This window comes from Parahoeflea halophila (genome assembly GCF_900220985.1).
Lineage (GTDB): Bacteria > Pseudomonadota > Alphaproteobacteria > Rhizobiales > Rhizobiaceae > Hoeflea > Hoeflea halophila.
The window spans coordinates 493,440-516,461 of record NZ_OCPC01000002.1 but is presented as its reverse complement, the minus strand read 5'-3'; the positions used below and the strand labels follow the sequence as shown (position 1 = coordinate 516,461).

The window sequence follows — 23,022 nt, the reverse complement described above, 5'->3', positions numbered from 1 at the left end:
TCCGCTTCAGTTGGTGGCGCCAACGTTGGTTATGGTGCCGGAGCGGATCAGCTGGATGGCTGCACTGCCGTCTTCGCCGCTCAGTAGGTAGTTCGCGCCGTCGCTGTCGGGTTCCTGAACATCGGCGACACTGCGCAAGGCAAGGGTCAACCGGTCGGCCATCTGCTGCGCGACGGTGATGATTTTCGTCTGTTCCGGGGTCAGCTCGAGGGTGGCGGTGGTTCCTACCGCGGTCCGGCTACCATCGGCATTTTCCTCGATCCGCTGGTCAATCGCCAGGATACGGATGTTGGACAGGATGACTTCGGTCAGGAACCCTTCCTCCGCCGTTTTCCGGCGCACCATGATGACATCGACCCGGTCGTTGGGAAGAATGAAGCCACCAGCGCTGGTGGCGACCGAAATCTCTGTCGCGATGGCGCGTTTTCCCGACGGAAGCAGCGAGGACATGATGCGGGACGACGAATCCACGATCTTCTCGCTGCGCAAAGGCTCCCCGGCAAACAGCGGCAGGCGAACCACCACGCCGTTGAGTTCGGCGATAGCCTCGGGCCGGTTGTCACGGCGGATCAATCCATCAATCACACCATCTTCGGGCCAGCCTTTCCATTCAAGGGAATCTTCGCCCAGGCGCGCGCCCACCGGCAGGTTGGTGGTTGTCACCAACACGTCGACGGTCGGCATCTTCTCAATGATCGGCTCTGATGACACTTCGGTCACCTGAACGGTCGGTGAAGTCAGGTTCATGGCCAGATACCCGGCCAATCCTGCGGCCAGGCCAGCCACTGACATGATGACGACGCGGGCGGTTTTCATACTGATTCCTCGAACGGAGTTTGGGTACGCTGGCCGCAGAATGCATTTGCAATCGTGTAATTATGGTTAACAAGCCGGTAGCAAACAGGGTTAACGCAAGTTTGCCGGAGCTGAAGCAGCCGGAGGCCGGTGCGCGAGCCGCGGGCTAAAGCCCATAAAAGCGGAAAGAACAGAGAGCAGCGGAGCTTCGCCCCGGCAACCGGGTGAAGACGATCAGCCGTCTGCCGAAGCAGAACGCGTTCCGAACCGTTAGCGGGACGGCCCGAACCGGTGATCAGGAGGAGGGTCTGTGCGGAAGGCCGGCAACCAGAATGCGGCCGGATAAGCTCTCAGCTGAGCCGGCCGAGCGCCTGAAGGAAAAGCCCGGTCTGGGGATAGGTCGCGAACGCCGCCGCGCCAATGGCCACACCGTAGGGAATTCCAGCGCGCTGCTTGAAAAAATGCATGGGGATCGGAAGCGGCGAGACGAGCAAGAGATTCTGGTTGGCCCGGATTGCCAGCACCACAAGGGCGAGAATGCCACCGAAAATTCCGGTCAAGCCAAGAAAAGTCACCAGATCGATGTTGAATCCGTACCAGAGGGCCGCGGCGCTGAGGATCTTCGCGTCTCCGCCACCCATGACATTGAAGGCAAAAAGGGCAAAGCAACCAGCAAACACGGTCAGGGCTGCAGCCAGGGACCAGCCAAATGTTGCAAGATCCATGCTGCTGAAGGGCGCGACCACGAAGAAGGAAACCGCAAGGATGACCGAAATGCGATTGGGGATCTTCATCGAGATGATGTCGCAGAATGCCGCCATGGCCACACACAGCGGAAAGATGACGAAAATCGCGGCCTCGAACATGTTGGATCACTCCCGAATGTGCAGGAAAGCCTAAGCGAAAGTCCTTAACAAAGCGCATCAACCGCAAACAGAAAAGGCCGCCCCGAAGGCGGCCATTTCATGCTTGTGTCAGGCTAACAAGCGCCGATTACGAACCGCTCTTGTAGTTCAGCTTGTCGGACAGCTGGTCGAACTGGTTGTTCAGCGCGTTGCCGAGCGTGGTGGCGCCGGTGATGAGTGCGACCGAAATGAGCGCAGCGATCAGGCCGTATTCAATTGCGGTGGCACCAGATTCGTCTTTGACGAAACGATCGAAAAGATTCTTCATGGGTCTGTTCCTTCATCCAATAGTGTTTTCAGCACTCCGCCAGCTGCTTCGGTTGGTCGGATATGACGATCATAGGAGAGCGGGTTTTCAAACCGCTTAATGAACAAGGTTAGCAAATCCTTTCACGGCCAAAGCCCCTTGCATGGTAAACAAAGCACTAAAGTTCGGACCGCTGTTCTGACCGGCAAACAATGATGGTCAGGACCGGCTGACGCTGCCGGAACAGCGTCCGGTTCACGGCCGCCCGGAGCACCGCTCAAGGTCGCATGAGTGCATTATAAAAGAGTAGCCGCAGCGGCGCAGACAGAGCACCACAGAACCTGGAAGCCGCCCAAAAGCGGATCACTGAGAAAGAAATAGGCCGGACCGGCCGGAATTAAACCTTCGTTCACCAATCCCGGCGATTTTAGGGACGGTATCCGTAATTCCGAGGACATGGCATGACCCACACCAACCCTGCGCATCGCTGGCTCGCAATGTTTCTGTGCGGCGCAGCTCTGGTATCGATGGCATCATTCCCGGCCCGGGCAGCAGAGGATGCCATTCGCGTGTTCATGGACCATGCCCGGATCCTCAAGCTCGATCGCGCTGTCAGCAAGGTCATCATCGGCAATGCCAATGTCGCCGACGTCGCGGTGTCCGATCCGCAGACAATCGTGCTTACAGGCAAATCCTACGGAACTACCAATCTGGTCATTCTCGACCAGGCAGGCGATGCAATCGTGGATGAACGGATTCTGGTGTCGGTGGATGAGGCCAACACGCTTCGGGTCTTCAAGCAGACATCACGTTCGGTCTATTCCTGCGCACCGGCCTGCGAAGAACACGTGCCGAGCGTTGCCACGACAAGTCCGTGACCTGTAGCCGCGTTCAGCAGCACCGTCCGGGCCAAGAGGGCTTGCGTTAGGAATTTGTTCACCACCTGTGCAGCTTGCCGGCGTACGCGTTACCAATATTCAACCTGTTTGACGTAGCGTCGTTCCCGGGAAACGAAAGTCCGGGAGTGCGACGATGCAAGTCGACGATCAAACCAGTACATCGCAAAGGCCACGGCGGCGAATGCCGCGGGCGCTGGCGCGTTTCCGGCGGTCAAGCGATGGCTCCACCGCCATCGAATTTGCCCTGCTGGCGTTTCCGTTCTTCCTGCTGATCTTTGCGACGATCGAAGCCTTTGTGGCGTTTGCCGGCGAACAGCTGCTGGAAAATGCCGTTGACACGATGGCGCGGCAAGTGCGCACCGGTCAGGCAAAGAACCTGGATGAAGAAGAGTTCCGCACCAGGTTTTGCGCCGAGATCAGCATCATGATCAAGTGCGCGGCCGAAGAAGATCCCGATGATCAGAAGCTCTATCTCGATGTGCGCGAGTTCGCCAGTTTCGCCGCGATCCCGAGTTACATCCCGAAGCAGAGCAACGATCAGTTCTCGGATCTCGATTCCTCCGATTTCGACTACAGCCCGGGTGGCCCGAAGAGCATCAATATCGTGCGTGCCTACTACCGCTGGGAAGTGATGACGGATCTCGTCAGGCCATTCATCACCAACATCCGCAAGGATGGCGAAATGCCGCGCGACTATCTGATGGTGGCGACGGCCGCTTTCCGCAACGAGAACTTTCCGTGAGCAGGTTCGTGGACATTTCCGAACGGCGAAAACCAAAAGGAAGCACCGCCATGACAGGCTATCTGGATAAAATCAACCGTACCGTGCGCAAACTGCGCGGCGATCGATCCGGAGTCGGCGCCGTGGAGTTCGCGCTGATCGCACCGGTCCTGATCATTCTTTACATGGGATCGCTGGAAGTTTCGGTCGCCATGTCGGTGAACAAGAAACTCGCACGCGCCGCAAGCACCATTGCCGACCTGGTGACCCAGGACAGTTCGGTCGACAAGGCCTTCCTGAATTCCATGGTCAATGTCGCGGAAAGCGTCATGACGCCGTTTCCTTCGGACGGCATGAAGGTGAAGATCACCGGCATAGCCGTCAACAGCTCCGGCGTCGGCAAGGCGAGCTGGTCCTGGCAGGAAGACGGTACCCGCCCCTATACAAACAATTCGACCCAGGAGCTCCCGGATGAACTGGCGATCCCGGACACTTTCCTGGTCCGTACCGAGGTGGAATTTGATCACAAGCTGTTGTTGTTTGTCCCGGATCTGCCGAAAGTAGATGTCCGGACATTGGAGATGAAGAAGGTCTACCACCTGCGTCAGCGCATCGGCGACAACGTGACCTGCAGCAACTGCTAAGGTCCGCAAGTCCGGCGCCTCCGGGCGCCGGAACCTTCTTTCAAGGCGTTGCAGCACGGGATCGCGTTGGCATACCCGCGTTTCAGATCCGACGAAGCGGGCAGAGCCCGTCCATCGCGTCAGGCGAATAAACTTGGCAGGAACCGGGTTCAGGGTTTCCTGGCGGCGGATTTGCGGACCGACTGAGCCTCGACCAGGCCTCGGAGGTTGCGGTAATCCTCCGGATCCGGGCGGACATATCCGCCGCCATACAGCGGCTCGAAAATATCCAGAAGCCCGGGAGCCGACACCGCCATCTCGTCGAGAAAGCGACCCAGAGCCTCTACCAGATCATCGGGCAGAGAGCGGTTGGCAGCATGTGGCCCGTAAGGGATGCGCTGCGAAGACCAGATGATCCGGAGCGGTTCGGCGGTCTCGATCAACGCTTGGTTCCAGCCGCCGAACAAGCGCCCGGGATCCGAGCCGGCATCGCCAGGCACGTCGGGGATCCAGCCGAAAAAGCCGTCGATTTCACCCGCCTGATATAGCTCGATGACGGAGCCAACGCTTCCCGCGCGGATCAGTTTGGGCATGGCCAGACTGCCTGCCCTGATCGCCTGGTGCGGAATCTGCCACCCGGAAACCGAGGCCTCGCTGGAATATCCGATGTTGAGTTCTCCGACGGGCCGGACGGCACTGTCGCGGGCAACAAGAACCGAGCGGAAGCCCGTGGACCCATCTGCAGCCACCGGGCTGCGAAAGGCCCGGACGCAGCCGCAGGCCGCCTCGGTGGCCGCAAACGATCTGGCAGAGTGAATCGCATAGCCGACACGGCCGCTGGCGTGCGCGTCGATCAAGGCGGCATAGCTGCCCAGCTTGATGATATCGACGGATATGCCCAGAGCTTCGGAAAAGGCGCGCTGTATCGCTTCGAGCTTGACGGGATCGGTTGCCGCAACGTGGGTTTCCACCAGACCGATGCGCAGCACTGCGATCGAGTCCCGGTAATCTGCCCTGACCGGCGCGGCCCAGACCATAGCGCAGCAGAGAGCCGCCCAAAGCGGTCGCTGAAACTGCGCTGCAAGTTTCCATAGACGATCAATCATAGCCATACCGGTCTATACCACGACCCGGTTGAAATGCACGGTTATGGTGAAAACAAGGTTACCGCCGGCAGCCGATCTCGACTCTTCCGGTCACGTGCGAAACCGGCTAACTTGGCCGTCACTCTGGAGACATTTCATGGCGCGTGCATTTCTGTTTGTTCTTGATTCCTTTGGCATCGGCGGAGCTCCCGACGCGGAAGCCTATGGCGATCTGGGCGCCAACACGCTCGGCCATATCGCAGAGCAATGCGCGGCCGGCCTCGCCGACCGCCCCGGTTTGCGCGAGGGTCCATTGTCTCTGCCGCACATGCAATCGCTGGGTCTGGCCGAGGCGGCGGTCGCGGCCACCGGCGACATGCCAGCGGGTTGGAAACTGACCTCCCGGCCACGCGGTATTCACGGCGCCGCCAATGAGGTCTCCAACGGCAAGGACACTCCGTCTGGACATTGGGAGATCGCCGGTCAGCCGGTGATGTTCGACTGGGGTTACTTTCCCGATGACGGGCCGGCCTTCAGCGACGAGCTGGTGGCCAAGATCGTGGCGCTTGCGGAGCTGCCCGGCATCCTGGGCAACTGCCACGCCTCGGGGACGGAGATCATTGCCCGGTTCGGCGCCGAGCACGTGAGAACCGGCAAGCCGATCTGCTACACCTCGTCGGATTCGGTGTTCCAGATTGCCGCCCATGAGGAGAGCTTCGGCCTGGAACGGCTGATCGAGCTGTGCCAGACCGTGCGCAAACTCATCGATCCGCTGAATATCGGCCGCGTCATCGCCCGCCCTTTCGTGGGCTCGGCCGAAACCGGGTTTGACCGGACCGGAAACCGTCAGGACTTTTCGGTTCCCCCGCCGGGTCCAACCCTGCTCGACCAGGTCAGCGAGAGCGGTAGCCGGGTGTTTGCCGTCGGCAAGATCGGCGACATCTACGCGCACCAGGGCGTGACCGACGTGCGCAAGGCGAGCGGCAACCCGGCGCTGTTCGAAGCAACACTGAAGGCAACCAAGGAAGCCAGGGACGGCGATCTGGTGTTCACCAATTTCGTCGACTTCGACATGCTCTACGGCCATCGCCGGGACGTGGCCGGGTATGCCGCGGCGCTGGAAGCCTTGGACGCGATGCTGCCGCGCTTTGCCAAGCTGCTGAAGAAGGGTGATCTGGTGCTGATAACCGCTGATCATGGCTGCGACCCGACCTGGCGCGGTACTGACCACACCCGTGAACGGGTGCCGATCCTGGGCTTCGGCCCCGGTGTCGCAGCACGCAACATCGGTGTGCGGACGACCTATTCCGATGTTGGCGCGACGCTGGCGCAGCATCTGGGGCTTGCGGCAACCGCCAATGGAAGGAGTTTCCTGTGACAGCGCCTTTCAACACGGCCCCGGTGCCAAAAGCCGAGCTGCATTGCCACATCGAAGGTGCTGCCTCTCCAGCGCTGGTGAAGGCGCAGGCCGGCAAATACAACACTGATGTGTCCGGCTTCATTTCCGGCGACAGCTATGTCTGGTCGGATTTCACCGAGTTTCTCACAGCCTATGACGGTGCGGCGTCGCTGTTCCGCAGCGAGGAAGACTACGCGCTGCTGGCGCGGACCTATCTTGAGGGCATTGCCGCCCAGAACGCTATCTATGCAGAAATTTTCGTCTCGCCCGATCACGCGGCGGCCGCCGGACTGTCGCACACCGCCTATTTCGACGGGCTTGCCGAGGGCATCAGACAGGCCAGCGAATCCTCGGGGATCGAATGCCGGATGATCATCGTCGGCGTCAGGCATCTGGGCGCCGAGAAGGTGGAAGCGGCAGCAAAGCTTGCTGCCTCCCGGCCACACCCGCTGATCACCGGTTTCGGCATGGCCGGCGAAGAACGTTTCGGTGAGGTTGCCGAGTTTGCCCGGGCCTTCGACATTGCGCGCGATGCCGGGCTGGGCATCACCATCCACGCCGGCGAACTTGCCGGGGCAGAAAGCGTGCGTGACGCGCTGGATCACATCCGCCCGTCACGCATCGGCCACGGCGTACGGGCGATCGAGGATGGCGCGCTGGTTCAGCGGATCGCTGATGAAGGCGTGGTGCTGGAAGTCTGCCCTGGTTCCAACCTGGCGCTGAATGTCTATCCGGAGATTTCCAGCCATCCGTTCGACCGGCTGCGGCGTGCCGGGGTGAAAGTAACGCTGAGCTCTGACGATCCGCCGCATTTCGCATCCTCGGTCGGTCGCGAGTACCAGATGGCCGCTGATGCCTGGGGCTACGGCGCACCGGATCTTACCGATTTCACCCGGACCGCGATCGAGGCTGCCTTCGTGGATCCGCAAACCCGCGCAAAACTCTTGGGACAGCTCGACTGAATCCCAATCCGACGGTTGCCGGGCCTGCGGAATAAGTGTCTAAATCGGGGCAGGCTCATGCCGTGCTTCCGGATGTCCTTCGCGTTGGAGCCGGCGGGAAATTATTATGGAACAGGGCATGTTCCGCATTGATTTCGGCGATCAGCGCGGTACCCGGTCACAAATTCAAGGCAGAACATCATGGACGGCGTTACAGTCATCAACCATCCTCTGGTGCAGCACAAACTCACCATCATGCGCAAGAAGGAGACTTCCACAGCCGGCTTCCGGCGACTGCTGAGAGAGATATCGACGCTGTTGTGTTACGAGGTCACGCGCGATCTGGAACTGGCCATGGAGCGGATCGAAACGCCCCTGGTCGAGATCGAAGCGCCGTTGCTTGAAGGCAAGAAGCTGGTTTTTGCCTCGATCCTGCGGGCCGGAAACGGCCTGCTGGAGGGCATGCTCGACCTGGTGCCTTCGGCGCGCGTTGCCCATATCGGCGTCTACCGCGATCATGAGACGCTGGAAGCGATAGAGTATTACTTCAAGGCGCCCGAAGATGTCAGCAACCGGCTGATCATCGTTGTCGACCCGATGCTTGCCACCGGCAACTCGTCCATCGCCTCGATCGAGAAACTGAAGGAACGCGGCGCGCGCAATATCCGTTTTCTCTGCCTGCTGGCCGCGCCGGAAGGCATCCGCAACTTTCAGGCCGCCCATCCGGACGTTCCGATCTACACCGCCTCCATCGACAGCCATCTGAACGAGCAGGGCTATATCGTTCCGGGCCTGGGAGACGCGGGCGACCGCATGTACGGAACCAAGTAGGCCAGTGCAGAAGTTGCGCCCGCCGGCCAGGCAGGCTGCAACAGCCGGTTTTCAGCCGCCGGGATCAGTTCAGCAGCGTGAGCAGTGTCTGGGCGTTCGAGTTGGCCATCGAAAGTGACTGGATGCCCAGTTGCTGTTGCGTCTGCAGCGCCTTCAGCCTGGTGGATTCCTCGCTTATATCGGCATCAACCAGGCGGCCGACACCGGAATCGATTGAGTGGGACAGGTCCTGAACGAAGTTCGACTGCATGTCGATCCGCCACTTCACCGTACCATAGGTCGATGCCTTCTCGATGGCGTATTGCAGCATCGCGTCAATGACCACGATCATCTCGTCAAGTTGGGCATCGGTGGTCGAGGCGTCAAGCTGGATCTCGGTGACCGTCGGATAACCGGCAACTGTCGGGCTGGGGCTCTTGAAAAGCACCCATCCGGTCGCAAATCCCGCGTCCCAGGCAAAATTCGGGCTGGTCGCAATGCCCAGATCACCAATGTGACCGGTCATGAAATTAAACATTGCCCAGGTATCAGACGGTTCGGCAACCTGTGTCTCGTCGCGGAAATCGAGCTTGATGGTCTGGACCGAAATCAGACCGTCCTTGCCCCGGCTGACCCCCCCGACGAGCTCCTTGTCGGAGGCGTTGTTGGCGGCATCGTAAGGTGTCGAGAGATATAGCCAGTTTTCACCGCTGAAGGTTGCGGACTGAGCGATGCTGACGAGCTGTTGCTTGAACTCGGTGAATTCTTTCTGCACCTTGTCCCGGTCCACCCCCGGCTCGCGCGCGGTGACGAAACGGGCCTTGATCTCGTCAAGAATATCGACCGAGGCTTCCATCCCGTTATAGGCCACGTCCCCCTTCGCGGCGCTCAGTGCAAGGGCATCCTCGGCAGCGGACAACGCCTTGTTGTCGGACCGCATGGTGGTGGCAATCGGCCAGTAGGCCGAATTGTCCGCGGCGGTGTCGACCCGGAACCCGGTGGCGACCCGGCCCTGGGACATCTGCATGGAGTTGTTGATCCACGCAGCGTCTGGAGAGCTGTGGTCGCGCCAACATTACTATGGATACTCGTCATACAACAAACTCGACTACAGGCTGAATACTAACCCCATAAGCCGCGAATGCCCACTTTTGGCGTCCCAGTTGTTCATATTCTGGTTTGCCCAGCCCCCTGAAACCAGGGCCGAAACATTATCGCATTGTTAGGCACGTTACCGAAAAGCGAAAATCTGTTCACGGACCGGCAAGATTCCGGCACCGGGCGTGGCTGCTGCTTCCGGCTGAACCTCCGGGCAAGCGTACGGTTTTGGACTTCCTTAACCACACGATCCGGTTTTCAGCCGTATCCGATGGGCCTTCACTTGCCGTTAGTCCGGGAGGTGTTGAATGATCCGGAATTATCAAAGGCAACGGCATGATCAAGAATATCTTCCTCGTATCCTGCGCGGTCCTCATCATTTCGGGCCTGCCCTACTATGCCCAGGATTTCTCCGCACTGGTGTCCAACGACACCGGGCAGGAACAACCGGCTTCAAAGCCCACCCCGGCCAAGGCGCAGAAGACGCTCTCCCAGGCCACCGCGCATTACACGACCGGGGTCCGTGCCGCCACGGTCCCGATGTCGCGGAATGGGCATTTCACCGCCGATTTCCGCATCAACGGACGCAGCATACAAGGACTCATCGATACCGGGGCGACCTATGTGGCGATCAATGCCTCGACCGCACGCCATCTCGGCCTGCGGCTGTCGGCATCCGACTACAAGCATCAGGTGCGCACTGCAAACGGCACCACCAGTGCGGCCCTCATCGATCTTGAACGGATGCAGATCGGGGCGATTTCAGTCGAGAATGTCGAGGCCTTCGTGCTTGACGACAAGGCGCTGTCGACAACCCTGATCGGCATGAGCTTCATGTCGAAGCTGCAATCCTACCGTGTCCACAACAACCGGATGGAACTGGTCAACTGACGCTTGCGACAGCGGCCCTTGCGCATCCAGACGAATGCGATTGCTGTCACCCATCCGCGATGCTTGCTACCCGTGACGTCCCATGACCGCAGGTGACACTGACGGCGCGGCGTCGCCGAGTTTCACAGCCGCGCGCAGCTGTCGCTCGGCGCGTGCCACCTGATCGTCGCTCCTTGCATGGATGAAGGCCAGCGGCGTGTCTTTCTCGACACGGGCACCGATGGGCAGCAGACCTCCCAGTCCGACGGCGTGATCGACAGGGTCGCCCGGCCTCGTGCGGCCGCCTCCTAGCTCGACCACGCTCAGGCCGACAGCGCGGGTGTCATAGCCGGTGACGTAACCTTCGCTGCCGGCGACACAAGCCGAGACGATCGGCGCTGCTTCCAGGTGGCGGTCAGGATCGGCGAGAAAGTCAAGCGGGCCACCCAGCTCTGCCACCATGCGGTTGAAACGCTCTGCGGCGGATCCATCCTCCAGCGTTGCTTGCGCGCGGGTCTTGGCCTCTTCAACAGTGCCAGCCAGACCGCCGGAGACCAGCATTTCGGCAGCCAGTGCCAATGTGACGTCGAGCAAGCGGCTGTCGCGGGCCTTGCCGGTAAGAAAATCCGCAGCATTGCGGACCTCGACCGCATTGCCGGCCGCACTTGCCAGCGGCTGGTTCATGTCGGTGACCAGCGCGGTGGTGGGCATTCCGGCGCCCACGGCGACCTCGACCAGCGACCGCGCCAGCTCATTGGCGCGCTCGGGGCTGTCCATGAAAGCGCCATTGCCGCATTTGACGTCGAGCACCAGGGCGCCGAGCCCGGCGGCAAGTTTTTTCGACAGAATGGAAGCTGTGATCAGCGGCACCGATTCGACGGTCGCGGTGACATCGCGGATTGCGTAGAAGCGCTTGTCGGCGGGCGCCAGATTGCCGGTCTGGCCGATGATGGCGCATCCCGAAGCGGCAACCACCTTCCGGAACAGGGCGCTGTCGGGCATGGCGGTATAGCCGGGGATCGATTCCATCTTGTCCAGCGTGCCGCCGGTATGGCCAAGACCGCGGCCGGAAATCATCGGCACCGCGAGACCGCAGGCGGCTGCAATCGGCGCCAGCATGAGAGAGATGTTGTCGCCGACCCCCCCGGTTGAATGCTTGTCGACCACCGGGATATCGAGTTCCGGCCAAGACAGTACCTCGCCCGAATCCCGCATCGAGACAGTCAGCGCCACCGCCTCGGCACGGCTCATTCCCTGAAACAGCACTGCCATCGCAAAGGCCGCGATCTGGCCTTCGCTGACGCTGTCATCACCAAAGCCTGCTATGAAGGCAGCGATGGCTGCCGGATCGAGTTCACCGCCGTCGCGCTTGGTGCGGATGATCTCCTGCGGCAGCAAGCTCAATAGGATTCTCCCTGTCCCGCGGCAGGGGTGCGGTCCTCGAGCGTGGCCAGAATGTCGCCGAGCAGACCGGACGCGCCAAAGCGAAAAGTGGTCGGCGACACCCAGCCGGCACCGAGAATTTCCTCGCAGAGCGCGAAATAGGCGCCCGCGTCCTGCACCGTGCGAATGCCGCCTGCCGGCTTGAAACCGACTTGCTTGCCGGACCGCTGGATAACTTCAAGCATGATCCGTGCGGCGTCCAGCGTGGCGTTGACGGCGACCTTGCCGGTCGATGTCTTGATGAAGTCGGCCTTTTCTTCCAAAGCAATGTCAGACGCACGGGAAATCAGCGCCGGGTCGTTCAGCTCTCCAGTTTCCAGAATGGTCTTGAGCGTCGTGGGCGCGGGGGCTGCGCCCCTCACTGCCCGGATCATGTCGCGCACCGCCTGTTCGTCACCAGCAATCAGCGCTTTCCAGGGGATGACGAGATCGATCTCGTCGGCACCGTCAGCGACAGCACGGGTGGTCTCGGCGACGACCTCATCGATCGCCATATCACCGGAGGGGAAATTGACCACGGTGGCGATCCGGACCGGCGATGCCGCACCCAGTTTGGTGCGGGCGGCCGCGACGAAACGCGGCCATATGCAGACGGCGGCCACCGGGCCGAATTCACTGACGGCACGGTCCACCAGCGCCAGCGTTGCCGCTTCGGTTGCCGCATCGCCGAGTTCGGTCAGATCGAGGCTGGACAGCGCTGCAAGGGCAACGGCTTTCGGGTTGGAGAGATCGATTGTTTCAGCCATTGGACGGCTCCGGGGTTTCAAACATTGCGGTCAGGATTGCCGACAGGCGCTGGCCGCCGATGGGCGCCATGTCCTTGGTTTCCTGGTGGCTGAGTTCGCCGCCAGTCATGCCGGCGCCGAAATTGGTGATCACCGAGGCGGCGATGACCTTGATGCCGAGGAACCGGGCGAGAATGACTTCCGGCACGGTCGACATGCCGACGGCATCTGCGCCAAGCGTTCGGGCCATGCGGATTTCCGCCGGGGTTTCGAAACTGGGACCGGAAAACCACATGTAGACGCCTTCATGCAGAACGGTTCCTGTGCTCTCGGCCGCTGCCTTCATGCGCCCGCCCATCGCGGGATCATAGGCGCTGGTCATGCCAACGAAACGGCCGTCGCTGGGTTCGCCAAACAGCGGATTGGTGCCGGAGAAATTGATGTGATCGGTGATCCGCATCACCGAGCCTGGCGGCATGTCGTTGCGCAAGGATCCGGCGGAGTTGGTCAGGATCAGGTTGGTGACGCCGATGCCCTTTAGCGCTTCCAGGGGCGCGCGCATGGCGTCGGCCCTGCCGTGCTCGTAATAGTGGACGCGGCCCGACAGGATGACCACCGGGGTCTGGCCGATGAGCCCGGCAACCACTTCTCCGGCATGGCCCGAAACACCGCTTTCGGGAAAGCCCGGCAGATCGCCATAGGGAATGCGGATCGGGTCGGAAACGGTCTCGACCAACGAGCCCAAGCCCGATCCCAGCACCAGCGCATGGCGCGGCATCAAGCCATGCAGCCGCTCTGTAAGAACATCGATTGCCGGGCTCATCCGATTGCCTCCGTGACGAAAGCGTGCGGCAACAGCTCATCCATACGCACCGTCTTCTTGATGCCGTCGGCATCGCACAGATGCACGAGCGTATCGGCGTCGGCAAATTCCGCCAGCCGCTGGCGGCACCCGCCACAGGGTGGGCAGAGTTCGAGCTTCTTGGCAATCACTGCGACTTCGCGGATGCGGGTACCGCCGGCCATGACCATGTGGCTGATTGCAGTGGTTTCGGCGCACCAGCCTTCCGGAAACGAGATCACCTCGATATTGGCGCCGACATGGATCCTGCCGTCATCGGCGCGGATGGCCGCGCCGACGGGGAACTTCGAATAGGGCGCATGGCATTTTGCCATGGCGTCCCGGGCAGCCTCGAACAGATCATGCGCCATGTCAGCGCTCCTTGACATAGGGCACGCCGCCGGCGCGCGGCGGGATCGCCTTGCCGATGAAACCTGCCAGCAGGATGACGGTCAGCAGATAGGGCAATGCCTGCATGAACTGCACCGGCACCACGCCGATGATCGGCAGCTCGTTGCCCTGCATGCGGATCGACATGGCGTCGAGGAAGCCGAACAGCAGGCAGGCGAACATGACGTTGACCGGCTTCCACTTGGCAAAGATGAGCGCCGCAAGGGCAATGAAGCCCTTGCCCGCCGTCATGCCCTTGACGAAGCCGGCGGTCATGGCCATCGACAGATAGGCGCCGGCAATGCCGCAGAGAATGCCGCAGCAGATCACCGCCCGGTAACGCATCCAGGTGACCGAAATCCCTGCCGTGTCAACCGCACCCGGGTTTTCGCCGACGGCGCGCAGGCGCAGCCCGAACCGGGTCCGGTAGAGCACCCACCAGGTGAACGGAATCATCATGAAGGCCAAATAGGTGAGCAGGAAATGCCCCGACAGCAGGTCGGAATAGATCGATCCGAGAACCGGAATGTCGGCGATTTCCGCGGCAAAGGGAAGCTCGACCGTGGTGAAGCGGGCGTCGCCGCTCAATTGCGGGGTGCGTCCACCCTGCCGGAACCAGGCCTGGCCGAGAATCACAGTCGCGCCGAGCGCGATGAAGTTGATGGCGACGCCCGAGACGATCTGGTTGCCGCGCTGGGTGATGGAGGCAAAACCGTGCACCAGTGCAAGGCAGACGGAGACCAGAACCGCCGCACCCAACCCGGTAAGGGCCGAGCCGGTTACCGCGGCAGCGGCGCCGCCGGCAAAGGCTGCCGCAAGCATCTTGCCCTCGAGGCCGATGTCGAAGATGCCGGCCCGCTCGGAGTAAAGACCCGCCAGGGCAGCCAGGATCAGCGGCACCGAGACACGCACGGTGGATTGCAGAATGACGATGAGAGTGTCGAAATATTCCATGGTCTTATTCCGCCGCTGGCAAGGGTTTGTCGGAACCGGCGCCGCCAAGAGTGGCAAAGAACGCGGTGATCGCGGGACGGAACATGTTTTCCAGCGCACCGGCGAACAGGATCACCAGGCCCTGAATGATGGTAATCATGTCGCGTGAAATCTGCGGCATCTCGAAGGAGATTTCCGCACCGCCCTGGTAAAGCATGCCGAACAGGATTGCTGCGGGAATGATGCCGACCGGATGCGAACGTCCCATCAGGGCCACCGCGATGCCGACAAAGCCGGCGCCGGCGACAAAATCCAGCTGCATGCGGTGCTGGTCGCCCATGATCGGGTTCAGCGCCATCATGCCGGCCAGTGCGCCTGACATGATCATGGTGATGACGATGATGCGGCTCTGGCGAATGCCAGCATAGGCCGCAGCGGTCGGGCTGTGCCCCATGGTGCGGATCTCATAGCCGAGCTTGGTGCGCCAGATCACCACCCAGACGACGAAGGCCGCGACCAGTGCCAGCAGGAACGACATGTTGAACGGCGCGCCGCCGATATCAAGGCCGACGGAAGCAAGCAACCAGTCAAGCCGCGGCAATTGTCCACCCTCGGCAAAGGCCCGGGTCTGGGGCGCCATCGAACCCGCCGGTTTGAGCACATCCACCAGCACGTAGACCATCAGGCTCGAGGCAATGAAATTGAACATGATGGTGGTGATGACCACATGGCTGCCGCGCTTGGCCTGCAGCCATCCCGGGATCATCGCCCAGAAGCCACCGACCATCGCCGCACCGAGAATGGCGGCGGGAAAGACGATGTACCAGGGGGCGAACTGGTCGAGCCACAGGCATGGCAGCGCCACGCCGAGCCCGGCCACATAGGCCTGTCCTTCACCACCGATATTGAACAGGCCGCAATGAAAGGCGACGGCGACAGCCAGTCCGGTAAAGATGAAGTTGGTGGCGTAGTAGAGCGTAAAGCCGATGCCTTCGCCGTAGCCGAACGCGCCCTCGATCAGCAGGCTTGCGGCGCGCAGGGGACTTTCGCCGACCGCCAGCACCACCAGGCCTGCGACAAGAAAGGCAACAATCAGATTGATCAGCGGGATCAATCCATAATCCACCCAGGCGGGCAGCTTTGCATAGGGCACACTCATTGTGCGGCCTCCTTGGAATCTTCCACACCGGCCATCAACAGGCCGAGTTCACCCTCGCCGGCATCCGGCGCACGTTCGCCGACAATGCGGCCGTCAAACATCACCAGTACCCGGTCGGACAGGGAACGGATCTCGTCGAGTTCGACCGAAACCAGCAGGACCGCCTTGCCGGCGTCGCGCATCTCGATGATGCGCTTGTGAATGAATTCAATGGCGCCGACATCGACACCGCGGGTCGGCTGGCCGATGACGAGCACGGCAGGATCGCGCTCCATCTCGCGTGCAAGCACGATCTTCTGCTGGTTGCCGCCGGAGAAATTGGCGGTTTTGAGCCTCGGGTTTGGCGGACGGATGTCGTATTTATCGATCTTGTCGGTCGCATCCTTGCGGATCGCGTCAATGTTGAGAAACACGCCGTTGAGATATTTCGGATCGTCGTGGTAGCCGAGGATCGAATTCTCGCTCTCGTCGAATTTCAGCACCAGCCCCATCTGCTGGCGGTCTTCGGGCACATGGGCGAGGCCGCGATGCCTGAGTTCCGACGGATCGGCGGTGCCGGTGACATGGATCGGCTCCCCCTGCAGCAACACCTTGCCGGAAACCGCGCGGCGAATGCCGGAAATCGCCTGCAGCAGCTCGGACTGGCCATTGCCCGCAACGCCGGCAATGCCGACGATCTCGCCGGCACGCAAATCGAAGGAGACATTCTTGACCATTTCGACGCCACGACGGTCGCGCACCGACAGGTTTTCAACCGACAGCAGCACCTCGCCGGGCGTGGCCGGGCCCTTGTCGACCTGCAGAAGCACGTGGCGGCCGACCATGAGCTCGGCCAGTTCTCCGACCGAGGTTTCGGCCGTGGTGCGGGTGGCAACCATTTCCCCACGGCGCATCACCGATACCTCGTCGGTCACCGCCATGATTTCGCGCAGCTTGTGGGTGATCAGCAGAATGGTCTTGCCCTGCGACTTGAGCTGCTCAAGGATCCGGAACAGGTGATCGGCCTCCGCCGGGGTCAGCACACCGGTGGGTTCGTCCAGGATCAGGATATCGGCGCCGCGATAGAGCGCCTTGAGGATTTCGACACGCTGCTGAAGGCCGACCGGGAGCTCCTCGATGACCGCGTCGGGATCGACCTCAAGCTCGTATTCATGCTCGAGCCGGCGCAATTCGTCACGCGCCTTGGCGATGCCGGCGTTGAGAACCTGGCTTTCCTCGGCGCCGAGCATGATGTTTTCGAGCACGGTGAAGTTTTCGACCAGCATGAAATGCTGGTGGACCATGCCGATGCCGGCCGCAATTGCAGCGTTCGGATCCCTGATCACGATCTTCTTGCCATCGACAAAAATGTCGCCTGCATCGGCCTGGTAGAAGCCGTAGAGGATCGACATCAGGGTCGATTTTCCCGCGCCGTTCTCGCCGATGATTCCGTGAATGGTGCCCTTTCGGACACGCATGTTGATGTCTTTGTTGGCGTGCACGAGACCGAACCTCTTGTCGATCCCCTTCAGCTCAATGGCGATGTCGTTCATGTCCCCTCGTCTTTTTTACTTTGCCATCACCGGCTCTTCACCTGTGCAGCTTGCGGTCCAGAACGTCACGTCGCCTTTGAAAAGCTGAGTTCGTCTGTCCCTTGAGGTCGTTTGCGGCCTGTCAACCGATACAAATTTTCGGGCCAATGCTTTAGTCTCGACAGTTCTGATTGCAAAGTCCAGAATCAAATGAGGGCCCAGTTTTTGTGGCCGCGGGTTTTCAACACGGCCAGATGCCGGACATGGTGCCTGTACTCTTGCTCCCAGGCGCATGACATGGTGAAAGCAGGTCCATGACAAGATCACCGCCTCCAGTCCGCACCGCCTTCAAACTGTTTCGCCCGCTACAGACCCGCTGGGCGGACAATGATGTCTATGGCCACATGAACAATGTCGTGCACTACCAGCTGTTCGACACGGCGATCAATCACTGGCTGATCGAACAGGGACTGCTCGACCCACTGAACGGCGATATTGTCGGGCTGGTGGTGGAGACGGGCTGCCGCTACCACGCCGAAGCGAAGTTCCCGGACAAGATCACGGCCGGCATCGGTGTCGAGCGGCTTGGCGGGTCCTCGGTGACCTACGCGATCGGCCTGTTCCGCAATGACGAAGAAACGGCTTTCGCCGACGGCAGGTTTGTCCATGTCTATGTCGACCGCGGCACACGACGGCCGGTACAATTGCCGGAGGCCTGGCGCACAATTCTCGGGACCATAGCGACATGAGCGAAAAAGACGAGAACGGCTTTGACACCGAATCCCGCATCGTGCGGCTTGAGGAACTGGTTGCCCATCAGCAGGCGGCGATCGAGGACCTGTCGCGGCAATTGACCGAAGGCTGGAAACAGAGCGAGAAGTTGCGCCAGGAGCTGGCCCGGCTCACCGACCGGTTCGACGAACTTGAAGACGGCGCCGACGTCCCACCTGCCAATCAGCCGCCGCCGCACTGGTAGATTGCCACCAGCGAGTGCGGTCAGCTCTCCTCCGGTTCGTAACGAACGAAGGCGAAACGGTGGCCATCCGGTGCCCAGCAGGGCACGTTGATGGTGCCTTGACCACCAAACAGCGCCAGCAGCGTGGTGATCGTGCCGTCGGTCGGGTCGAGCAGCCGCAATTGAACATCACGATCGCGCGGATGGCCTTCGGTTCTGGGCTCGTAACTGAGAAAGAGCACCTTGCCGCCAGCGGGTGCGGGATGCGGGAACCAGTTGATCCGGTCGTCAGCGGTCATCTGTTCGGGCGTGCCACCGGCGGCCGGAACGCGCCACAGGTCCATTGAGCCGCCACGGTCGGAATTGAACCAGATCCAGGCGCCATCAGGCGAATAGTCCGGACCGTCATAGTGGCCGTCGCCGCTGACGAGGTGCCGCTCATCGCCACCCTCGACATCGATCGTGTAGAGACCGAAAGCGCCATCGCGGCGGCCGACAAAGGCGAGCGTCTTGCCGTCGGGCGACCAGCCGTGCCACCAGGAGGGAACCTCCGCCGTGATGCGGCGCGGGGTGCCGCCTGTGATCGGCAGGACCCAGATGCAGGACTGGCCGGTATCGGTGGAATCGCTGATCACCAGCAGGCGGCCATCGGGCGAAATACCGTGGTCGTTGTTGCACTTGATCGCATGGCCGGTGTGGATTGCTGCAAGCTCCGGCGCATCGAGCGGAACCCGGAACAGGCGGCCATTGCCATTGACCACCAGCGAGGTGCCATCGGGCGCCCAGTTCGGCGCTTCGATCAACCGCCGGGTCGACAGCACTTCCGCGACGCCACCCGAGGTGAGATCGTAGATACACAGCTGGCTGCGCATCAGCCGTCCTGCGGGATATAGGCGAAGCGGTCGAAATCCGCCTCGATGGCGCTGCCCGAAGTGTCGAAGGCGGCCATGCCCACAAAGGCGCCGGTGAAGGAGGCGTGCTCACCGCGACCGCCCTCGTCGGAAATGACGCTGGCATCAAGGACTGGGCCAATTGCTTGCCAGTCATCGCCCGTTAGCCTGTAAAGGAACTGCAAATTCGCGCCATTGACGCCCATCGCCAGCTCGACCGCGCCGACTTCCGGCAAGGCAACCGGCTGTTCGAGCGGGAACTGCAAACGGCCGTCCGGCCAGTCGCCGGGGCAACTCAGGATGGTCAGCACCCGTCCCTGTCCTTCATGCCAGGTGACGGCCAGATAGTGGAATTTGTTGCGGTTGTAATAATGCACCAGACCAGCGGCCTGCTGGTAACTGCGCGGTGCAAAATGCACAGACGTTTCAGCACGGAAGCTCAGATGTTCCTGCCGCCGCGCCACCAGCGCCTGTTCGAACCAGCTGCCGATGGATTCGCGCGCGTGCAGCCTCAGTGCGGTACCGGTGAGCGAGAAAATCCGCTCCGGTTGCGGCGTGCGGAGCCACTGGAATTCCTCCGGCAATGTGACCCCGGTGAAGTCCCGGTGCGTGGCCTTGTCTGGTGCCTTGCGGCTCAGCGGATCAGGGGCAGGAACCTTGACATCGGGGACCAGGCCGCCCTGGGCCAGCCGCAGCCAGCCATCCTCGCCCCAGACGCATTTCTGGATGGCGGTCTCCCGCCCCAGCGGCGACCGGCGCATACCGGGCAAGGGCCGAGAGCAGAGATGGGTGTGGTAGATTTCACCCTCCGGGGTCTCGACCATCTGGCCATGGCCGGCACGCTGCAGCACGGCGTCCGGCGCATCCTTCGACGTCATCAGGAAAGTGTCGGGATGCAGCTGGTAAGGGCCGGTCAAATCGCGCGACCGGGCCATGGTGACGGCATGACCATAGCCGGTGCCGCCTTCGGCCACGGTGATGTAGTACCAGCCGTTGCGCCGGAACAGATGCGCGCCTTCGACCAGGCCATGATCGCTGCCGGCGAAAATATTGACCGCTTCGCCGATCAGCTTGCCGGCCGCAGCGTCATACTCCTGAGCCAGAATGCCTGCGAAGGCCGGGTGCTTGGGGCTGCCGCCGACGGAATCGGTACGGTGGTTCCAGACCATGTTGAGGAACCATTTGCGGCCGTCCTCATCGTGAAACAGCGACGGATCGAAGCCCGAGGAATTGACATAGACCGGATCGGACCAGGGACCGGTGATGGCAGGCGCGGTGACGAGGTAGTTGTGCGCGTCCTTGAAATTGCCGTCGAGCCGTTTGACGTCGGTGTAGACCAGCCAGAACAGCCCGTCTGCGTAGGACAGGCAGGGTGCCCAGATGCCACAGGAATCGGGATTGCCGCGCATGTCGAGCTGGCTGGCTCGGCCAAGCGGGCGGCAGACAAGGCTCCAGTTGACCAGATCCGTCGAATGATGGATCTGGACACCGGGATACCACTCGAAGGTCGAGGTGGCGATGTAATAGTCCGGTCCTGCCCGGCAGATCGAAGGGTCCGGATTGAAGCCGGGCAGAACCGGATTGATGATCATTTTCTCGCAGGCCCCTTCCTCTCGGCGGATGCGGCCCACAGGTTGATGTCGGCGTCACGGGCATAGGTGTCGATCTCGGCCAGTTCCGCTTCGGTGAACTCCTGATTGTCGAGCGCGCCGACACAGTCGATGATCTGCTGCGGCTTGCTGGCGCCGATCAGGGCTGTTGTCACCCTTCCGCCGCGCAACACCCAGGCCAGCGCCATCTGCGCGAGCGTCTGGCCGCGGCGCTGGGCGATCTCGTTGAGCGCCCTGATATTGTTCAGGTTGCGCTCGTTGAGGAAGCCGGTCTGAAGCGATTTTTCCTGGGCCGCGCGGCTGTCTTCGGGAATGCCGTTGAGGTATTTCGTGGTCAGCATGCCCTGGGCCAGCGGCGAGAACACGATCGAGCCGATGCCTTCCTCGTCGAGCGTGTCGAGCAGGCCATCATCCTCGACCCAGCGGTTAATCATCGAATAGCTCGGCTGATGGATCAGGCACGGGGTGCCGAGCTGCTTGAGGATGGCGGCGGCTTCCCTGGTGCGCTTGGAGTTGTAGCTGGAAATACCCGCATAGAGCGCCCGGCCCGAGCGGACGATGTGATCGAGCGCCATCATGGTTTCTTCCAGCGGCGTATCCGGATCGTAGCGGTGCGAATAGAAGATATCGACGTAATCCAGCCCCATGCGCTTGAGGCTCTGATCGCAGCTCGAGACCAGGTATTTGCGGCTGCCCCACTCGCCGTATGGCCCTGGCCACATGTTGTAACCGGCCTTGGAGGAGATCACCAGTTCGTCACGCAGGCCGTGAAAATCGGTTCTGAGGATTTCACCGAAGGCGGTCTCGGCGGAGCCCGGAGGCGGGCCGTAATTGTTGGCGAGATCGAAATGGGTGATGCCGAGATCGAAGGCCGTGCGGCATAGCTCGCGCTTGAGCTCATGCGGTGTGTCACCGCCGAAATTGTGCCACAGGCCGAGCGAGATCGCCGGCAGTTTCAGCCCGGATCGTCCGGTGCGGCGGTAGCTCATGGACTGGTAGCGATCGGGTGAGGGTTTCCACATGTCTAGGCCTCTTTCTTGTTCAGCAGCGCCGCCGCTTCCTCGATGCCAAGGGCGGTCGGCTGTTCGCAGCTCGTGGACGGGCGGATGAATGCGCCGGATTCTCCCGAACGGAGAATGGCTGTCATCACATCTACCACATGAAGCGCAAATTCAAGCGAGCAACGGTGTGGACGGTTTTCGAGAATGGCGAGCGCCATGTCGGCGAGGCCCGCCGTGCGATAGTTCGCCATCATGCCCTGGCTGTGTTTCTGGTTCGGCACGCCGAGCGCATGCTCCCATACGGGCAGATCACGAGCTTCACCATCCTGCCCGACCAGTTCGACCTTGCCGCCGAAAAAGTTCGGATCCGGAACCACCAGGCTGGCTTCGGAGCCATAGAGTTCCATCGGGCGGTGGCCGTGGGTCTTCACATCCCAACTGGCTCCGAGCGTGACGAGGGCGCCATTGGCGAATTCGAGCACCGCATGGACCGTGGTCGGCGTCTCGACCGAGATCATCTCGCCATGGCGCGGCTCGGAGGTGATCTTGCGCTCCGGGCTCGGAATCGCGGACATGGCGGCAACCCGGACCACCGGTCCGATCAGCTGCACCAGATTGGAAATGTAGTACGGGCCAAGATCGAGGATCGGACCGCCGCCGGGCTTGAAGAAGAAATCCGGATTGGGGTGCCAGTGCTCCATGCCGGGGCTCAAGACATGGCAGGTGCCGCCGGTGATGCGGCCGGCAGCGCCGGTTTCGACCAGATGCCGGGCCAGCTGGTGGGCTCCCCCGAGAAAGGTGTCGGGCGCGGAGCCGACGCGCAGGCGCTTCTTCGCTGCCAGCTCGGCCAGATCGCGGCCTTCCTCAACCGAGAGCACGAAGGGTTTTTCGGAAAACACGTGCTTGCCCGCATCGAGCACCTGAGCCGAAACCGCATAATGCACCGCGGGCACCGTCAGGTTGACGACCATGTCGATGTCGTCAGCGGCCAGCATGTCTTCGACGCCCTGAGCGCGGATGCCGTATTCGGCAGCACGGGCCTCGGCAGCCGCCGGGTTGATGTCGGCGCAGGCGCGCATCTCGATGCCTTTGAACAGCGGTGCGAGCCGGAGATAGGAGGTGGAGATATTGCCGCATCCAATGATGCCGACACCGAGAACTTTTGCCATAT

General features: G+C 61.5%; 24 protein-coding genes and 1 pseudogene. 9 read left to right on the top strand and 16 right to left on the bottom strand.

Annotation, left to right across the window (positions count from 1 at the left end; genetic code table 11):
• Nucleotides 1-6: 6 nt before the first annotated feature.
• The 3 genes from cpaB to CRO46_RS09820 all read right to left on the bottom strand — a co-directional run bounded on the left by cpaB (nucleotide 7) and on the right by CRO46_RS09820 (nucleotide 1,968).
• Nucleotides 7-816, bottom strand: a complete 810-nt coding sequence (gene cpaB / locus CRO46_RS09830; protein ID WP_097107335.1) for a Flp pilus assembly protein CpaB — start codon at nucleotides 814-816, stop codon at nucleotides 7-9.
• 329 nt (nucleotides 817-1,145) lie between these two features.
• Nucleotides 1,146-1,661: an A24 family peptidase gene (locus CRO46_RS09825; protein ID WP_097107334.1), complete on the bottom strand. Its 516-nt coding sequence runs from the start codon at nucleotides 1,659-1,661 to the stop codon at nucleotides 1,146-1,148.
• Between the two features lie 127 nt (nucleotides 1,662-1,788).
• The gene (locus CRO46_RS09820; protein WP_097107332.1) at nucleotides 1,789-1,968 is read right to left on the bottom strand and encodes a Flp family type IVb pilin; all 180 of its coding nucleotides are present in this window, start codon (nucleotides 1,966-1,968) and stop codon (nucleotides 1,789-1,791) included.
• Between the two features lie 440 nt (nucleotides 1,969-2,408).
• Between CRO46_RS09820 and CRO46_RS09815 the strand changes: the two genes are divergently transcribed.
• The 3 genes from CRO46_RS09815 to CRO46_RS09805 all read left to right on the top strand — a co-directional run bounded on the left by CRO46_RS09815 (nucleotide 2,409) and on the right by CRO46_RS09805 (nucleotide 4,211).
• Nucleotides 2,409-2,825 carry a pilus assembly protein N-terminal domain-containing protein gene (locus CRO46_RS09815; RefSeq protein ID WP_097107331.1) on the top strand — a complete coding sequence of 139 codons (417 nt, stop codon included), beginning with the start codon at nucleotides 2,409-2,411 and terminating at the stop codon, nucleotides 2,823-2,825.
• 154 nt (nucleotides 2,826-2,979) lie between these two features.
• Nucleotides 2,980-3,588, top strand: coding sequence for a TadE/TadG family type IV pilus assembly protein (locus tag CRO46_RS09810; RefSeq protein WP_425479256.1), 609 nt, complete (start codon nucleotides 2,980-2,982; stop codon nucleotides 3,586-3,588).
• A 50-nt stretch (nucleotides 3,589-3,638) separates the two neighbouring features.
• Nucleotides 3,639-4,211: a TadE/TadG family type IV pilus assembly protein gene (locus CRO46_RS09805; RefSeq protein WP_097107327.1), complete on the top strand. Its 573-nt coding sequence runs from the start codon at nucleotides 3,639-3,641 to the stop codon at nucleotides 4,209-4,211.
• A 149-nt stretch (nucleotides 4,212-4,360) separates the two neighbouring features.
• Here CRO46_RS09805 and CRO46_RS09800 read toward each other — a convergent pair whose 3' ends face one another.
• A complete protein-coding gene (locus CRO46_RS09800; protein ID WP_179759006.1) occupies nucleotides 4,361-5,296 on the bottom strand; it encodes a phosphate/phosphite/phosphonate ABC transporter substrate-binding protein in 936 nt (311 codons plus the stop codon).
• Between the two features lie 136 nt (nucleotides 5,297-5,432).
• Between CRO46_RS09800 and CRO46_RS09795 the strand changes: the two genes are divergently transcribed.
• From CRO46_RS09795 to upp, 3 genes are all read left to right on the top strand, one after another.
• Nucleotides 5,433-6,653: a phosphopentomutase gene (locus CRO46_RS09795; protein ID WP_097107323.1), complete on the top strand. Its 1,221-nt coding sequence runs from the start codon at nucleotides 5,433-5,435 to the stop codon at nucleotides 6,651-6,653.
• Complete coding sequence (locus tag CRO46_RS09790; protein WP_244577838.1) at nucleotides 6,650-7,636, top strand: adenosine deaminase; 987 nt, start codon at nucleotides 6,650-6,652, stop codon at nucleotides 7,634-7,636. Before CRO46_RS09795 ends, CRO46_RS09790 begins: the two co-directional genes overlap by 4 nt.
• Before the next feature lie 180 nt (nucleotides 7,637-7,816).
• Complete coding sequence (gene upp, locus CRO46_RS09785) at nucleotides 7,817-8,446, top strand: uracil phosphoribosyltransferase (protein ID WP_097107321.1); 630 nt, start codon at nucleotides 7,817-7,819, stop codon at nucleotides 8,444-8,446.
• Nucleotides 8,447-8,510: 64 nt separating this feature from the next.
• Here the strand turns inward: upp and CRO46_RS09780 are convergent.
• A pseudogene (locus tag CRO46_RS09780) lies at nucleotides 8,511-9,520 on the bottom strand (flagellin N-terminal helical domain-containing protein).
• 339 nt (nucleotides 9,521-9,859) lie between these two features.
• On the opposite strand from CRO46_RS09780, the gene CRO46_RS09775 reads away from it, so the two are divergent.
• Nucleotides 9,860-10,414, top strand: a complete 555-nt coding sequence (locus tag CRO46_RS09775; RefSeq protein WP_097107319.1) for a retropepsin-like aspartic protease family protein — start codon at nucleotides 9,860-9,862, stop codon at nucleotides 10,412-10,414.
• Nucleotides 10,415-10,480: 66 nt separating this feature from the next.
• Here the strand turns inward: CRO46_RS09775 and deoA are convergent, their stop codons facing one another.
• Genes deoA through CRO46_RS09740 form a run of 7 tightly spaced genes read right to left on the bottom strand, consistent with a single transcriptional unit; the run spans nucleotide 10,481 to nucleotide 17,416 of the window.
• Nucleotides 10,481-11,797, bottom strand: coding sequence for a thymidine phosphorylase (gene deoA, locus CRO46_RS09770; RefSeq protein WP_179759005.1), 1,317 nt, complete (start codon nucleotides 11,795-11,797; stop codon nucleotides 10,481-10,483).
• Nucleotides 11,794-12,570, bottom strand: coding sequence for a deoxyribose-phosphate aldolase (deoC, locus tag CRO46_RS09765; RefSeq protein WP_425479264.1), 777 nt, complete (start codon nucleotides 12,568-12,570; stop codon nucleotides 11,794-11,796). Before deoC ends, deoA begins: the two co-directional genes overlap by 4 nt.
• A 4-nt stretch (nucleotides 12,571-12,574) precedes the next feature.
• A complete protein-coding gene (locus tag CRO46_RS09760; protein WP_097107316.1) occupies nucleotides 12,575-13,384 on the bottom strand; it encodes a purine-nucleoside phosphorylase in 810 nt (269 codons plus the stop codon).
• Nucleotides 13,381-13,773 carry a cytidine deaminase gene (locus CRO46_RS09755; protein WP_097107314.1) on the bottom strand — a complete coding sequence of 131 codons (393 nt, stop codon included), beginning with the start codon at nucleotides 13,771-13,773 and terminating at the stop codon, nucleotides 13,381-13,383. The genes CRO46_RS09760 and CRO46_RS09755 overlap by 4 nt, the downstream gene beginning before the upstream one ends.
• A 1-nt stretch (nucleotide 13,774) precedes the next feature.
• Entirely contained in the window at nucleotides 13,775-14,746 is a 972-nt protein-coding gene (locus tag CRO46_RS09750; RefSeq protein ID WP_097107313.1) for an ABC transporter permease, read from the bottom strand.
• Nucleotides 14,747-14,750: 4 nt separating this feature from the next.
• Nucleotides 14,751-15,884 carry an ABC transporter permease gene (locus tag CRO46_RS09745; RefSeq protein ID WP_097107312.1) on the bottom strand — a complete coding sequence of 378 codons (1,134 nt, stop codon included), beginning with the start codon at nucleotides 15,882-15,884 and terminating at the stop codon, nucleotides 14,751-14,753.
• Entirely contained in the window at nucleotides 15,881-17,416 is a 1,536-nt protein-coding gene (locus tag CRO46_RS09740; RefSeq protein ID WP_097107310.1) for an ABC transporter ATP-binding protein, read from the bottom strand. The genes CRO46_RS09745 and CRO46_RS09740 overlap by 4 nt, the downstream gene beginning before the upstream one ends.
• Before the next feature lie 293 nt (nucleotides 17,417-17,709).
• On the opposite strand from CRO46_RS09740, the gene CRO46_RS09735 reads away from it, so the two are divergent.
• On the top strand, nucleotides 17,710-18,144 hold the full coding sequence (locus tag CRO46_RS09735; RefSeq protein ID WP_097107308.1) for an acyl-CoA thioesterase: 435 nt from the start codon (nucleotides 17,710-17,712) through the stop codon (nucleotides 18,142-18,144).
• A complete protein-coding gene (locus CRO46_RS09730) occupies nucleotides 18,141-18,371 on the top strand; it encodes a SlyX family protein (RefSeq protein WP_097107307.1) in 231 nt (76 codons plus the stop codon). Before CRO46_RS09735 ends, CRO46_RS09730 begins: the two co-directional genes overlap by 4 nt.
• Before the next feature lie 20 nt (nucleotides 18,372-18,391).
• On the opposite strand, the gene CRO46_RS09725 is transcribed toward CRO46_RS09730, so the two are convergent.
• Genes CRO46_RS09725 through CRO46_RS09710 form a run of 4 tightly spaced genes read right to left on the bottom strand, consistent with a single transcriptional unit; the run spans nucleotide 18,392 to nucleotide 23,020 of the window.
• On the bottom strand, nucleotides 18,392-19,222 hold the full coding sequence (locus tag CRO46_RS09725; protein WP_097107305.1) for a TolB family protein: 831 nt from the start codon (nucleotides 19,220-19,222) through the stop codon (nucleotides 18,392-18,394).
• A complete protein-coding gene (locus tag CRO46_RS09720; RefSeq protein ID WP_097107304.1) occupies nucleotides 19,222-20,832 on the bottom strand; it encodes a glycoside hydrolase family 43 protein in 1,611 nt (536 codons plus the stop codon). Before CRO46_RS09720 ends, CRO46_RS09725 begins: the two co-directional genes overlap by 1 nt.
• Nucleotides 20,829-21,872, bottom strand: coding sequence for an L-glyceraldehyde 3-phosphate reductase (gene mgrA, locus CRO46_RS09715; RefSeq protein WP_097107303.1), 1,044 nt, complete (start codon nucleotides 21,870-21,872; stop codon nucleotides 20,829-20,831). The genes CRO46_RS09720 and mgrA overlap by 4 nt, the downstream gene beginning before the upstream one ends.
• A gap of 2 nt (nucleotides 21,873-21,874) precedes the next feature.
• Nucleotides 21,875-23,020, bottom strand: coding sequence for a Gfo/Idh/MocA family protein (locus tag CRO46_RS09710; RefSeq protein WP_097107709.1), 1,146 nt, complete (start codon nucleotides 23,018-23,020; stop codon nucleotides 21,875-21,877).
• Nucleotides 23,021-23,022 lie beyond the last annotated feature (2 nt).